This window comes from Corallococcus sp. CA053C, from assembly GCF_003611675.1.
Taxonomy (GTDB): Bacteria; Myxococcota; Myxococcia; order Myxococcales; family Myxococcaceae; genus Corallococcus.
Window position 1 is genome coordinate 1 of the sequence record NZ_RAWA01000279.1, and the last position, 13,138, is coordinate 13,138.

The following is a 13,138-nucleotide window of genomic DNA, read 5'->3' on the forward strand; positions in this document are numbered from 1 at the left end:
GGCCCGGGGCGGACACTCCGCGCGTCAGGGTCTGAACGGGGGCGTGGCGACGCATCCACAAACACGACGGCCGCGACCCTCCGGGGCGAGTGCACCTGCCACCCTGCCCCGGAAGCCGCGGCCTTCACGCCTTCTCAGCCTTCGGGACTTCTCACCGCGAAGGCGCGGGCCTACCGCGTCTGCGCCTGGGCCTGCTGGACGGGGCCGACCGTCACCTTGCTCTTCTCCACGTTGAGGCCCGCCAGCGCACGGTTGAGGGCCGCGAAGTCCGCCTGGGTGATGAGGCCCGGATCCGATCCGCCCGGGGGCCCGCCCTTGGGGGGCCTGCCCTCGGGGGCGACGGCGATCACCAGGTCCTGCTTCGACGCGGGCGCTTCGCGCTCCGCCACCTGCAGGTCCTTGAAGCGGGAGACGGAGCTGGGGGCATCCTTCTGGCTGAGTTGCTTCACCAGGGTGAGCGTCCCGGTGCCCCGGTCGAACCGGTACAGCCGGGTGCCCTTGGCGCCGTCGTTGACCGCCACTTCCATGGCCCCCGTGGCGCTGCTCTTCGCGGCCTGGTTGGCGGCGGGCGTCACGCGGGGCGCGAGCTTCACTCCCGAACTCTGGATCTTCACGTCCTCGGCCTCCGCGTTCATCGCCGTCATGGCGAACACACTGACTGCCATCATCCCCACTGCGGACTTCCAACGCTGATGCATGAATCCCCCTGGCTCCCATACGCGGAGGGCCGCCAATATTCTCCCGGGGACTCTATTCGAACGCGACCAGATCCTGGACCCACTTCGCGCTGCCCTGCTGGAGCCAGCGGGCCCGGGTGTCCCGGAGCGCCTGCGCGGGAGGCACGCCGCGACGCAGCGCTTCCAGCAGTGCCTGGAAGAACGCCCCCGCCTCCACGTCCGGCACCTGCGTGGACGGCGCTACCACCGCGCGCGCGCCCGCCTGGATGAGCGCGGCCGGCAGGCTCCACACCGCATGGTAGCGCCACGCGCCCACGTTCGCGTCGCACGCGGCCAGCAACACCACGGGCGAGCCCCGGAGCGTGTGACCCTCCAGGTCACCCGCCGTCAGCGCATAGCGGCCGGCCGCATCCGGGGACAGCGCCAGGAAGGCCGCGTCGGACAGGCCGGTGCCGGAGAGTCCGTGCGTGTGCAGCTCCACCTCCGTGGCGTCCTCCATCTCCGCGAGCACCGCCTCCGGCGTCGCCGCGCGCCCCCGCAGGTGGACGTCGCCCGACCCCGTCTGGCCCTTCCACGGCATCAGGTGCGGCAGCCCCAGGGACGCGGGCGGCTCCACGTCCGACACCACCAGCCGCTTGAAGGCGGGCGCCGCGGCGGGCGCGGCGACGCGCTGTCCCCCGGGGGCCAGGTAGCTCCAGGCCCGGTGCGGTGACAGCAGCCCGGGACGCCCCTGGAGGATGGGCTCCGCGAGCACGCGCACCATGCCGCAGCCGGTGAGCCGCTGGAGCAGGCCCTCGGGCACCTCCGGCAGCTCTTCTCGCAAGGGGCGCTTCAGGGCGTTCAGGTACACCCCGTCCCCGGCGCCGGTGGCGTCACGGACGACGAAGAGCAGCCGCTCGTCCTGGCCGGCCAGCGCCAGCAGGCACGACGTGGGCGCGGGGCGATCCAGCTCCTCCGCGAGCAGCGCCACGGCCCTGTCCCACTCCTTCGCGCGGCCCGCGTCCATCACCAGCACGTGGTGGCTGTGGGACCAGGCCTTGCGCGCCTCGATGTCGGAGGAGCGCTTCAGCGCCGCCCCGGTGATGACGCCGCGCAGGAGCTTCTGGCCCGCCTCGCGGTCGCGCTCGATGAGGATGCGCCCCTCGATGTGGTCCACGAGCAGCCGCTCCCCTTCCGACAGGGACGGGTCCTCGCGCAGCACGCGGATGCGCTCGCGCACCCGGTCCAGCTCGCGCCCGGGCACCGTGCCGCCCTCCAGCCGCAGCAGGTCGCCCGCGACGGCGAGCTCCAGCAGCGTGGGCGCGGTGGGACAGGCGATGGCCGCCTCCACCTCGTGCCGGGCCGACTTCGCGTCCAGGTCCTCCACCGCGAGGAGCGCGCGCGCGTGGTGGTACTCCGAGCGCCGGGCGCAGTCCTCCGGCGCGTGCTGCACGTACTCGTCCAGGTACGCGCGGGCCAGGGCCGGGGCGTGGCTCAGCCGCGCACTCGTCACCAGGTCCGACAGCAGCACCTCCTCCTGGAACCAGCTGTCGGTGCGGAACGCCTCTTCCAGCGCCGAGCGCGCCAGCCCTTCGGCCTCCTTGCGCCGATCCAGGCGGTTGTAGAGCGCGGCCAGGTGCTGCTGGAGGTCCACGCAGCGGTACTGGAAGCCCGCGCTCCGGCACGACGCGAGGCCCTGTTGAAGCGACTGCTCCGCCGTCTCCAGGTCGCCCCGGGCCAGCGCGGCCTGGGCCCGGCCCCGGGCGAGCGGTGCGTCGTACCAGGCGGGCTCGCCGGACTGGCGCACCAGGGCCGCCAGTTCGTCCACGTGCCGGTCCTCCTGGTGCAACAGCAGCACCGCGCCCAGCAGCAGATCGCGCTCGTTGGAGCGCCGCAGCTTCGCGAGGTACGCGTCCGCCTTCGCCCCCTCCAGTGACTCCTCCCCGCCCAGCACCGCGCGGTAGGTGGCCGTCAGCGGGCCGCGCCTGGCGAAGTCCGCCGCCGCCACGCGCGCCACGTAGGCGGTGGCCGTCTTCGTGCGGGTGACGTCGTCCAGCACCGTCGCCAGCGGCAGCAGCGCCTTCACTCGCTCCACGGACGGGGCCGCGCGCAGCGCGTGGTAGAGGTACAGCCGCGCCAGGTCCGGGTTGCGCCGCGCCAGGGTGGACGGGTACGGCGTGCCCTCCAGCGCCAGCGCCATGCCGGCCGCGTTCATCGCCTTCCATGAGTCGCGCCGTCCCAGCGCACCCTTGCGCAGGCCGTCCGCGCGCTCCTGCGCCTCGGTGCTCCAGCCCGGCTCCTTCGCCTCCACCACCCGCTGGAACTCCGCCGCGGCGGCCAGCTCCAGCGACAGCGCCTGGAGCGCGAGCCCCCGGTTCCAGTGCAGCCGCGGGTCGTCCGGCGCCGTCTGGAGCCCTGCCTCCAGCCGCCGCAGCGCGCGCTCCGGCTGGCCCAGCCCCAGCGCCGCCAGCGCCAGGTCGCCCAGGACGGCGGGCGACGGGGGCAGCTTCTCCAGCAGGCGCTCCGCGCGCTCGAAGTCACCGGACACGAGGTAGGCGGTCGCCACGCCGTGCACGTCCCCGCGCGCCTCCAGCTCCGCCAGCGCCCGCAGGTCCAGCTCCGTCCGCCCGGCCGCGCCGCTCCGCATCGTGCCGAGCGCGCGGTGCCCCTGCAGGCCCGGGTGGCTCACGCGGCCTTCCAGCTGTCGCGCGGAGGCCAGGGCGAAGGGCAGCTCCCGTCCCGCGTCGGACGCGCGCCACGGACGCACCACCGCCAGCACGGCGAGCACCACGGCGGCGGCCGCGACGCCGAAGCCCACCACGCGCCGGCGGTCCCAGGACGGACGGAAGCGCGGCCGCGACTCGGACCGGACGCCGGGCCGCGACTCCGGCCTTTCAAGGGGCCGGGCCTCCGCGGCGGCCTGCACCGCGAGGCTCGCCTGCACCTGGTCCCCCAGCTCCGCCTGGCACTCCGCGCAGTCGGCCAGGTGGAGGCCGAAGGCCTGGGCCTCGTCCGGGGTCAGCTCCCCGTCCACGAAGGCGGCGAGCTGTTCGCAGGCGGCGGTCACGACGAGACTCCCGCGCTTCCCTGGCGCGTGAGGAGCAGCTCCTTGAGCTTCTTGCGCGCCCGGAACAGGCGGGTGCCCACCGTCATGGACGGGATGCCGAGCCGTCGGCCGATCTCCGCATAGCTCTGTCGCTCCATGTCCTTCATGCGGACCACCTCGCGCAGCTCCGGGGGAAGCTGTTCCACCGCGCGCCACACGTCTTCCAGCGTGTAGTGCGCCCAGACTTCCGGCGGGGCCTCGGGCTCCGCCAGGGTGTCCCCCATCGCGTCGGTGAACTCCTCGTGAGGGTGGCGCCGGTCGTGCCGGCACCAGTCGAGGAAGCGTCGTACGAGGATGGACGCCAGCCACGCCATCGGAGGCGCGGACCGGTCATACGTATGAAACGCGCGGAAGGCCCGCTCGTAGGTCTCCTGCAACAAATCCTTCGCGTCCGAGGGGCTGCGACCCCGGCAGAGGATGCGGGCACGCTCCTCCAACGCGGGCGCGCACCGGGCGACGAGCGCCTGGAACTCCTCGGCATCCTCGACGGAGGTCGGGGTCGCCTCCTTCACGGATGCGGAGGACTCCCCGGGCCGGGGGGCGGCGCGGGGCGATCGCGGGCGGAACACCACGGCCCCGTTCCTAGCAGGAGCCGCCCCGCCCGCGAAGTCCAACGATACCCTCCGTGACGGATCCCACCGCTCAGGTGGGTTGCCCGCCGAGGTTGCCTGGACGGTCAGCAGGGGCCGTTGCCCACGCTCACGCCCGTGCGCACGCGCATGGGGAAGACCCCGAGCGCCGCCCCGATGCCGGTGACCCGCATCTTGGTGTAGCCCGACGCGCCGTTGCCGATGCTGAAGCGAAACTGGCAGTAGGCCGGGAAGGAGATGGGGCCCGGGGTCGCCGGGTGCCAGATGCCGGCGGTGCTGACGTTGCCCAGGCTGTACCAGTACCCGTTGGCGTAGCCGAACGCGGCGCCCGCGATCAGCGCGGCCTTGCAGGCGCTCTCGGTGACGTTGGCCGTCGCCGGGATGGCCTCCACGAAGGGCCGGGCGAAGGTGCCGTTCAGGTTCGTGAGCTCGGTCACGAAGCGGTGGGGGCACGACGTCTGATCGTAGGTGCCGTCATTGGACGTCCCGAAGAAGTCCGCATACGAGCAGCGGGGATAGACGACCCCGACCGACGCGCCATCCGGCTGCGCCAGCACCACGCTGGAGCCGACACAGGACTCGTCCACGCCCTGCTCCTGGCTGGCGAGGGACTCGTCCACGACCGGGGCTGTCTGGGGCTCCTCCTCCAGCGGGCCTCCACAGGCGGTGGCGAGCGAGGCGGCGAACAGGAGCGCGGCGGACGAGGTGAGGCGCATGGGTCGACTCCGGAAGGGGGCGGGTAAGAACAGGACTGCGTGGGCCCCTGCCCTGTTACGTCCGGTGTCGCGCTTATTCCCCCCGTCATTTCCACGGCCTTTTTGCGCCGTGCTAAGGCAACGCAGCGTGGACATCGACAAGCCCTATCTGCTGTTCCTGGGAGACGTGAAGGACCAGCTCGCGGCCAAGACGGCCCACGGCATCGTGGACTGGCGGCCCGAGTGGTGCGTGGGTCAGCTCCGCCTGCCCGGGTGTGTGGCGGATTGTGGCCTGCCCGACATGGACCTCGCCCAGGCGAAGGCCCGGGGCGCGCGCACCCTCGTGGTGGGCGTGGTGAACCCAGGCGGCGTGCTCGCGGACGCGTGGGTCGCCACGCTGGTGCAGGCGCTGGAGGCCGGGCTGGACGTGGCCACCGGGCTGCACAAGCGGCTCTCCTCGTTCCCCGCCGTGGCCGCCGCGGCGGCGCGACAGGGACGCAAGCTGCACGACGTGCGGTTTCCGGACCGGGACTTCGCCACCGGCCAGGGCACGAAGCGTCCCGGCCTGCGCGTGCTGACCGTGGGCACCGACTGCGCGGTGGGCAAGAAGTACACGGCGCTGGCCTTGGAGAAGGAGCTGCGGCAGCGCGGGTGGAAGGCCGACTTCCGGGCCACCGGCCAGACGGGCATCCTCATCTCCGGGCGGGGCGTGGCGCTGGATGCCGTGGTGTCCGACTTCGTCGCGGGCGCGGCGGAGTGGCTCACGCCCGCCAATGACGCGGACCACTGGGACGTGGTGGAGGGCCAGGGCTCGCTGTTCCACCCCTCCTTCGCGGGCGTCACGCTGGGCCTGCTGCACGGCGCGCAGCCGGACGCCTTCATCGTCTGCCACGAGCCCACGCGGACGCGCATGCGGGGCGTGCAGCACCCGCTGCCGTCCATTCAGGACGTCATCGACCGCACGGTGCTGGAGGGCCGGCTGACGAACCCCGCCATCCAGTGCACCGGCATCGCCATCAACACCGAACACCTGGGTGAAGCGGAGGCCCTGGCGCTGCTGGAGGCCACCGGCCGCGCGCACGGCCTGCCCTGCGTGGACCCCCTGCGCACGGGGGCGGGCCCCCTGGCCGACGCGCTGGCGAGCCGCTTCCCGCGCGGGTGACGCGCGAAACCCGTCCTCCCGGGGCGGGCCGCGAATATGATTGGAGGCACCATGGGACGCATTTTCGAGACACGCAAGGCGACGATGTTCGCCCGCTGGAACAAGATGGCGAAGATCTTCACGCGCATCACGAAGGACATCGTGATCGCGGTGAAGGCCGGCGGGCCTGACCCGACCTCCAATTCCGCGCTGCGCCGGGCCATCCAGAACGCCCGCGCGGCGAACATGCCGAAGAACAACGTGGAGAGCGCGATCAAACGCGCCAGCGGCCAGGACCAGGCCGACTACCAGATCGTCCTCTACGAGGGCTACGCGCCCCACGGCGTCGGCGTGCTGGTGGAGACGGCGACGGACAACATCGTGCGCACCGTGGCCAACGTCCGCTTCCCGTTCACCAAGCTGGGCGGAAGCATGGCCACCTCGGGCGGCGTGTCCCGCATGTTCCAGCGCACGGGCGCCATCCGCCTGGATCCGGAAGGCCTGGACCTGGAGACGCTGGAGCTGGAGCTCATCGACCACGGCCTGCAGGAGATGGGTGAGACGACCGGCGAGAAGGGGGAGAAGCAGCTGCTCCTGCGCTGCGAGTTCGCGGACTTCGGCAAGCTCCAGGCGGCCATTGAAGCCAAGGGCATCACGCCGCTGTCCGCGGAGTCCGAGTACATCCCCCTGCCCGGCACCCTCAAGGAGCTGCCCGAGGAGCAGGCCCAGGAAGTCCTCAAGCTCGTGGACATGCTGGAGCAGGACGACGACGTGCAGCACGTGTTCCACAACCTGGCCTGAAGTCCTGGCGATGAGGCACCGGCCCCCACGCGCATCCGGGGGCCGGCGCCACGCCTCGCGGCGTCAGAGCTGCTGACGCTCCGCCGCGCTGAGCACCCGGTCGTGGATGCGCCCTCCATCGATGCGGAGCACCTGAGGACATAGAATGCGCGACGGGACGCAGGAGGCCGGACCGCATCCCGAGGCATGAGGGGAGTCCATGTCGGAGTCGGACGAGGGCGACGGGCAGGACCTGCGGGACACGGTGAAGCGGCTGGAGGCCACGGTCACGGCGCTGGAGGCACGCCTCGCGCGGCTGGAGGGCACGGGCGCGGCACGTTCCCCTCTCCCGCCTCCCGCCGTCGCGCCCCCGCCGGCCGCGCCGGAGCGCAGGGATCTGGAGGCGCACCTCGGCACCTACTGGCTGAGCCGCCTGGGCATCGTGGCGCTCATCATCGGCATCGCGTACCTCATCACCTACCGCTTCGGAGAGCTGGGGGTGCTGGCGCGCGTGGGCGCGGGCTACCTGCTCTCCGCGGGGCTGGGCGCGTTCGGGCTGTGGCTGGCGCGGCGGCACGAGCTGTTCGGCCGCATCGTCTTCGGTGGCGGGCTGGCGCTCGCGTACTTCGTCACCTACGCGTTGCACTTCATCCCGGCGGTGCGGGTCATCGACAGCCAGGCGCTGGCGCTGGTGCTGCTCGCGGGGTTCGTGGTGGCCATCGTCACCATCGCGCACCGGATGCAGTCGGAGACGGTGGCGGGCATCGCGCTGTTCCTGGGGTTGCACACCGGGATGCTCAGCGACATCACCGCGTTCACGTTGCTGTCCACCACGCTGCTCGCGGCGGGCGCGCTGTTCTTCCTCGTGCGCAACCGCTGGGTCATCGTCCCGCTGTCCAGCCTCGTGGCCGTCTACAGCACGCACGTCGTCTGGGCGGTGCGCACCGGCCACATGGCGCCCGGCGCGCCGGAGGACGACAGGCTGTTTCTGAGCCTGGGCTTCCTCGCGCTCTACTTCCTGCTGTTCTCCGTGGCCCTGCTCGCGCGTCCCCGCGACCTGCCCCTGCGCGCGAGCCTCGCGTTCCCGCTGCTCAACTGGGCGGGCCTCGTGTCCCTGGGCGCGTTCGAGGTCTCCCAGGAGCAGGACTCGCACCTCTTCGCCTTCCTGCTCATCGTCGCCCTGGCGCAGGGCGTGGCGGCGGCCGTGGCCCGGCTCCAGCGCGCACCGGTGGCGTTGACGCACGCGTACCTCGCGCTGGCGGCGGTGACGCTCGCGCTGGCGATGCCCGCCCGCTACGAGGACGTCGCGCTGGTGGCGGCCTGGACGGTGACGGGGCTCGTCGCGGGACTGGCCGCGCGCGGGGTCGGTTCACCGGTGCTGCGCGGCGTGGGCGTGCTCATCCTCTTCGTGGCGCTGGCGGCGTGTGAGTGGGGCACGCCGGGGCGGCTGACGCTGCTCGCAGGGCTGGTAGTCGCGTTCGTGCTGGTGGAGCGCGGCGGCACGGTGCGCGTCCCAGGCCTGCCCGAACCCGGAGCGCGCACGCTGTTCACGGCGGTGTGCGCGGTGGGCGCGGGCCTGTCGCTGGTGGCGCTGGTCGGCGCACGCATGTCCGCGGGGCTCGTCACGCTCGGCTGGGTCATCGCCGCGTTCCTCCTCTTCGGCGTGGGCTTCGCGGTGCGCGAGCGCTGGTACCGGCTGGCCGCGCTGGCGGTGCTCGGGCTGGCGCTGGTGCGGCTGGTGCTGGTGGACGTGGCACGTCTACCTCCGGATCAGCGGGTGCTCACCTTCATCCTCCTCGGGGTCATGCTCCTGGTGGTCTCATTCACATACACGCGGCTGCGCGACCGGCGCGGTTGACGGGCGGACCCGGGCCGCGCCGCGGGCTTGACGGCGCACCGCGGGATGCGGGATTCCAGGCGCGCACCCCGCTCCCCCTGGAGGCTCCGATGGCGTCCCCCACCGACACGCAGGACCCGTTCGAGCGCATCTACCAGGCCTGCGAGCAGGTGCCCTCCGGGCAGGTCGCCACCTACGGAGACATCGCCGCCATCGTGGGCCAGGGCTGTGATGCGCGCACCGTGGGGCACGCCATGGCCGCGCTGGGCTCGCGCGCGGCGAGCGTGCCCTGGCAGCGCATCATCAACCGCACGGGCGGTATCAGCACCTCCGGGCCCCGCCAGCGCGAGCTGCTGGAGGCCGAAGGGGTGGCCTTCGACGACACCGGCCACGTGCGCATGGAAGCCCACCACTGGACGGGCCCGAGCGAGGCCTGGGCCCGCACCCACGGCTTCACCGTGCTGCCACCCCGGGATGCACCGGCGCCGGTCGCGCAGCTCGATCTCTTCTCTTGAGTTCTTCTGGGGAGCGCTCGGCGCCCCGCCTGCTTTTCAGTGAGGACTAAAGACGTCACCGTGGTGTCCTCGCCCCCTGCTTGGACCTCCGAATGTCGTTCCCCCTGATTCGCCGCAGCCTCGTGCTCCTCCTCTGTCTGCTGGCCCCCGCGGGGTTCGCCAAGGACGCGAAGGTCCGCAAGGCGAAGGCGAAGGGGCCGCGCTTCGTGCGCATCCACAGCGGGCACCAGCTGCACCGTGACGCGGCCGCCGCCTTCGAGCGCATGGCCACGGCGGCCCGCGAGTCGGGGCGGTCGCTGCTGGTGACGAGCGCGCTGCGTTCGTACCGGCAGCAGCGCTTCCTGTGGCGCCTCTACCGCAAGGGCCTGGGCGCGCAGGCCGCGCGACCGGGGCGCTCCAACCACCAGCGCGGGCTGGCGGTGGATCTGGTCGTGGGCGGCAACCTGGAGTCGCCCACCTACGCCTGGCTCGCGGGGAACGCCTGTCGCTTCGGCTTCCGCCGCACGGTGGCGTCGGAGCCGTGGCACTGGGAGTATCGGCCGCGCAGCACGTCCGCGCCCGAGGCGGGCGTGGACTGCCTGGGCCAGCCGCTGTCCGTGGAGCCTTTGCCCGCGCCCACCCTGGTCCGCACCGACGCCAGCTAGCGCGCGAGGAAGGCGCGCATCTCGGCCACGACTTCGGCGTGTCGCGTGAGCCAGAGGTAGTGGCCGGCGCCATGGAGCGTCACGAGCTTCCAGTTCGGCAGGCGCTTGAGCAGGGCGGCCTGGGCGGCCTCGTCTTCGCGGATGACCGGCAGGAAGTCCCGGGCCCGCTCGCGCAGCGCCGCGGACACGCCCTCGCTCGTGATCAGCGCGCCCACCCACTCCGTGAAGGCCTGCTCGTCGGAGATGGCCAGCACGGGGCCCTGCACCTTCGCGAAGTCCGGCAGGGCCACCCCGCGCACCGACAACTCCATCGCGTCGGGGTGCCGGTGGTGGCGCACGAAGGCGCCGGTCGTGGCGTCGAACTCGTGGGCCTGCTCGATTTCATGGGGCGGGAGAGGGCCTCCCAGGTCGCGCGCGATGACGGCGGCCACGGCCTCGCGTGAGGGCAGGCCGTCGAGCACGGAGAACGGCAGGGGCGGCAGCGGCCCGTCCTTCAGGAACTGGGCGATCTCCCCCCGGTTGTCCGTGCCGTCCAGGAAGATGAGCGCCTCCACGCGGTCCGGGTGATGGCTGCCCAGCCAGGTCAACTCGTCGCCCGCGAGCGAGTGGCCCGCGAGGGTCGCCTTCGCGAGCCCCAGCTCGTCGAGCGCGGCCAGCACGTCATGCCCCAGCGTCGCGGTGTCGTAGCCGGTGGCCGGCCAGCTCGACGCGCCAAAGCCCCGGCGGGTGAAGGCATACACGTGGTGGGTGGCGAGGAACTCGGGCGCCAGCACGTCGTAGACGTGGCCGGTGCTGCCCATGCCCGCCAGGAACACGAGCGCCGGCCCCATACCGCCGTAGTCGAGCACCTCCAGCTCGACGTCCCGGGCCACCTCCACCCGCCGCACCTGGTGCAGCGGATCCACGTCGTTGCCGGGAGGCCCGGACGACATGGTGGCACAAGCGGACAGCAGCAACAGCGCGGCGCTGAACCAGGGCATTCGCATGGCCCAACACTTTTACACGGTTCGCACGGCTCCGGCGCGAACCCCAGACGCAGTTGAGCAATCCGTGTATAATTAGACTTTATGGTAAATTTCGACCCACGCTGAATCGCCCTCTTGGAGAAAGCCGATGCGCTGGAATTGGATGATGGGGTCCCCTGCCCTGCTGGTGACCGCGGGCCTGATGCTGTCCGCCTGCGGTGGGAGCGCGGTGGCGGAGTCCACGCAGGACGTGTCTGAGATTGGGACCGTGGAGGCGGAGGCGAACTCGCCCATCTATGACCGGGCGCGGGCCTATGCGGCCGCCCATCCCACGCGGGACGGCGGCACCTGGAACCAGTGGTGCGGCTCACTGATGTTCCGCTTCGGAGAGCTTCCGGCGTCCTCGGCGCGGCCCACGGCCATCGAGGCCTACCGGGCGTCGAAGATCGTCTCGACGAACGCGTCGACGGCGCTGATTGGCGCCTTCCACTGGTGGGACATCGGGTCGGCGGGGCATGTGGGCGCGGACCTGAACGGCGGCGGCGGGACGGTCTTCATGGCCACCTACAACCTGTCGCAGTCCTGGGGGGATGCGATTGGCATCAACAGCGTGGCGGGCTACACGGCGAAGACGGGCGCGCGCTACCTGGGCTGGTCCATGGACTACGCGGGCGGACGCATCGCGGGCGGTGGCGGTTCACCCAGTGGCCTGCCGCAGACGACCACCGAGTTCGACGGCATCCCGGGTGAAATCTATTACAAGCGCATCCAGACGGTGGGCCAGCGCGACTTCGGCTACACGGGCCCCATCGACGGGGTGACGGGACCGATGACGGAGAAGGTCCGTGTGCGCATCACCGCGCGCGAGTTGAACAACCGGGGCACGCCCCGGACCTCCGCGCAGGAGGACGGCATCCCGGGCTCCATCTACTGGACCCGCGTGCAGACCGTGGGCCGGAGCTTCGGCTACACGGGCCCCATTGACGGCATCCCCGGCCCGGCCACCTACACGGCCGAGCACCGGATCTGCGGCTACGCGGTGAACCGGGCGTTCTGACGTCGTCTCTTCGTCGCCATCCGCGAAGGCGTCGGTTAGCGTGCGGCCCTCAACACGGAAGCGGGGGCCCATGCGCGTCGTACCGTCCGTCCTGGAATCCGTCACGGTTCATGCCGAGGGAGCGCTGTGCACGCGCGCCTTCGTGCTGTCCCCGGAGCAGGGACACCTGCCCGACAAGGTCCGCATCGACGGACTGCCACTGGCCCTGCGCACGGGCTCGCTGCGTGCGAGGGTGGTGGAGGGCCCTGCCGGGCTCCTCGTCCGCGACCTGCGGCCCGCCTTCGACGTGAAGCTGCCGTCGGAGTCGGACCTGCCCTCGGAGCAGCACGCGCTCGAGGCGGCGGAGGCCGCGCTGTCGGACGTGCATGGCCGGCTGGAGCGCGTGCGCATGGAGCTGGAGTCGCTCCAGCGCCTGACGCCCACCTTCCCTCCGACGCGCAAGGGACAGCCCCCGCGCGAGGCGCCCCTGTCCGCGATGTTGTCCCTCGCGGGCTTCGTGGATGGCGAGCTGGCGGCGCTGCATGCCCAGCGGTTGGACCTGGAGCGGCAGCAGCGCGACGCCGCGAGCGAGGTGGAGCTGCGGCGGCGGCGCGTCCAGGAGCTGTCCTCGGCGCTCTCCGGTGACCGGGCCCGGCTGTTCCGCGCGGCGCTGCTGACACTGTCCGGTCCCCTCCCCGCGACCGGGGCCGCGCGCCTCGTGCTGGAGTACGCCGTGGCCGGCGCGCGCTGGGTGCCCACGTATGATCTGCGCCTGCCCCGCACGCTGGAGGAAGGCACGCTGCGCATGCGCGCGGCCGTGCTCCAGCGCACGGGCGAGGACTGGACGGGGGTGCGGCTGTCCGTCTCCACCGCGGACCTGGAGCGGCGCGCGGAGGTGCCGGAGCTGAAGTCGCTGCGCATCGGCCGCAGCCAGCCCCCACCGCCGCGCTCGGGATGGCGCGAGCCCGCTCCGGGCCTGGACGAGCTGTTCGCCGGCTACGACGCCCTGCGCTCGCAGGAGCCGCCTTCGCCCGCGAAGGCCCAGCCCGTTCCCCAGCAGGCCCCGAGGTACGAGCCCCAGGAGGTGGACGAGAGCGAAAGCGATGACTCGGACGGCATCGCCGAAGCGGCCTCCTACGGGGGGCCTCCCGGCAGAGCTCCCCGCCCCATGGC

12 protein-coding genes are annotated in these 13,138 nt (G+C 72.4%); 7 read left to right on the top strand and 5 right to left on the bottom strand.

The window, feature by feature from the left end:
• Positions 1-170: 170 nt before the first annotated feature.
• The 4 genes from D7V97_RS29380 to D7V97_RS29395 form a co-directional block, all read right to left on the bottom strand.
• The gene (locus tag D7V97_RS29380; protein WP_147445023.1) at positions 171-668 is read right to left on the bottom strand and encodes a hypothetical protein; all 498 of its coding nucleotides are present in this window, start codon (positions 666-668) and stop codon (positions 171-173) included.
• 82 nt (positions 669-750) lie between these two features.
• On the bottom strand, positions 751-3,723 hold the full coding sequence (locus D7V97_RS29385; RefSeq protein ID WP_120613949.1) for a CHAT domain-containing protein: 2,973 nt from the start codon (positions 3,721-3,723) through the stop codon (positions 751-753).
• The gene (locus tag D7V97_RS29390; protein ID WP_233583301.1) at positions 3,720-4,274 is read right to left on the bottom strand and encodes an RNA polymerase sigma factor; all 555 of its coding nucleotides are present in this window, start codon (positions 4,272-4,274) and stop codon (positions 3,720-3,722) included. Before D7V97_RS29390 ends, D7V97_RS29385 begins: the two co-directional genes overlap by 4 nt.
• Before the next feature lie 164 nt (positions 4,275-4,438).
• A complete protein-coding gene (locus D7V97_RS29395; RefSeq protein ID WP_120613951.1) occupies positions 4,439-5,068 on the bottom strand; it encodes a hypothetical protein in 630 nt (209 codons plus the stop codon).
• Positions 5,069-5,195: 127 nt separating this feature from the next.
• Between D7V97_RS29395 and dgcN the strand changes: the two genes are divergently transcribed.
• The 5 genes from dgcN to D7V97_RS29420 all read left to right on the top strand — a co-directional run bounded on the left by dgcN (position 5,196) and on the right by D7V97_RS29420 (position 9,964).
• On the top strand, positions 5,196-6,209 hold the full coding sequence (gene dgcN / locus D7V97_RS29400) for an N-acetyltransferase DgcN (RefSeq protein ID WP_120613952.1): 1,014 nt from the start codon (positions 5,196-5,198) through the stop codon (positions 6,207-6,209).
• A gap of 51 nt (positions 6,210-6,260) precedes the next feature.
• Positions 6,261-6,989: a YebC/PmpR family DNA-binding transcriptional regulator gene (locus D7V97_RS29405; protein WP_120613953.1), complete on the top strand. Its 729-nt coding sequence runs from the start codon at positions 6,261-6,263 to the stop codon at positions 6,987-6,989.
• A 199-nt stretch (positions 6,990-7,188) separates the two neighbouring features.
• Complete coding sequence (locus D7V97_RS29410; protein WP_120613954.1) at positions 7,189-8,826, top strand: DUF2339 domain-containing protein; 1,638 nt, start codon at positions 7,189-7,191, stop codon at positions 8,824-8,826.
• 89 nt (positions 8,827-8,915) lie between these two features.
• Positions 8,916-9,320: an MGMT family protein gene (locus D7V97_RS29415; RefSeq protein ID WP_120613955.1), complete on the top strand. Its 405-nt coding sequence runs from the start codon at positions 8,916-8,918 to the stop codon at positions 9,318-9,320.
• Between the two features lie 92 nt (positions 9,321-9,412).
• Entirely contained in the window at positions 9,413-9,964 is a 552-nt protein-coding gene (locus D7V97_RS29420) for a D-alanyl-D-alanine carboxypeptidase family protein (RefSeq protein ID WP_120613956.1), read from the top strand.
• On the opposite strand, the gene D7V97_RS29425 is transcribed toward D7V97_RS29420, so the two are convergent.
• Positions 9,961-10,950 (bottom strand): alpha/beta fold hydrolase, encoded by a 990-nt coding sequence (locus D7V97_RS29425; protein WP_120613957.1) that lies wholly within the window; start codon positions 10,948-10,950, stop codon positions 9,961-9,963. The genes D7V97_RS29420 and D7V97_RS29425 overlap by 4 nt on opposite strands.
• A 142-nt stretch (positions 10,951-11,092) precedes the next feature.
• On the opposite strand from D7V97_RS29425, the gene D7V97_RS29430 reads away from it, so the two are divergent.
• Positions 11,093-11,986: a hypothetical protein gene (locus tag D7V97_RS29430; RefSeq protein WP_233583302.1), complete on the top strand. Its 894-nt coding sequence runs from the start codon at positions 11,093-11,095 to the stop codon at positions 11,984-11,986.
• Between the two features lie 70 nt (positions 11,987-12,056).
• Positions 12,057-13,138: DUF4139 domain-containing protein (locus tag D7V97_RS29435; protein WP_120613959.1), on the top strand; the 1,082-nt coding region annotated here is incomplete at its 3' end.

What these genes read in the sequence shown, in the direction of transcription:
- D7V97_RS29380 (WP_147445023.1), bottom strand. Translation starts at nt 668, where the DNA reads ATGATGGCAGTCAGTGTGTTCGCCATGACGGCGATGAACGCGGAGGCC.
- D7V97_RS29395 (WP_120613951.1), bottom strand. Translation starts at nt 5,068, where the DNA reads ATGCGCCTCACCTCGTCCGCCGCGCTCCTGTTCGCCGCCTCGCTCGCC.
- D7V97_RS29405 (WP_120613953.1), top strand. Translation starts at nt 6,261, where the DNA reads ATGGGACGCATTTTCGAGACACGCAAGGCGACGATGTTCGCCCGCTGG.
- D7V97_RS29410 (WP_120613954.1), top strand. Translation starts at nt 7,189, where the DNA reads ATGTCGGAGTCGGACGAGGGCGACGGGCAGGACCTGCGGGACACGGTG.
- D7V97_RS29415 (WP_120613955.1), top strand. Translation starts at nt 8,916, where the DNA reads ATGGCGTCCCCCACCGACACGCAGGACCCGTTCGAGCGCATCTACCAG.
- D7V97_RS29420 (WP_120613956.1), top strand. Translation starts at nt 9,413, where the DNA reads ATGTCGTTCCCCCTGATTCGCCGCAGCCTCGTGCTCCTCCTCTGTCTG.
- D7V97_RS29425 (WP_120613957.1), bottom strand. Translation starts at nt 10,950, where the DNA reads ATGCGAATGCCCTGGTTCAGCGCCGCGCTGTTGCTGCTGTCCGCTTGT.
- D7V97_RS29430 (WP_233583302.1), top strand. Translation starts at nt 11,093, where the DNA reads ATGATGGGGTCCCCTGCCCTGCTGGTGACCGCGGGCCTGATGCTGTCC.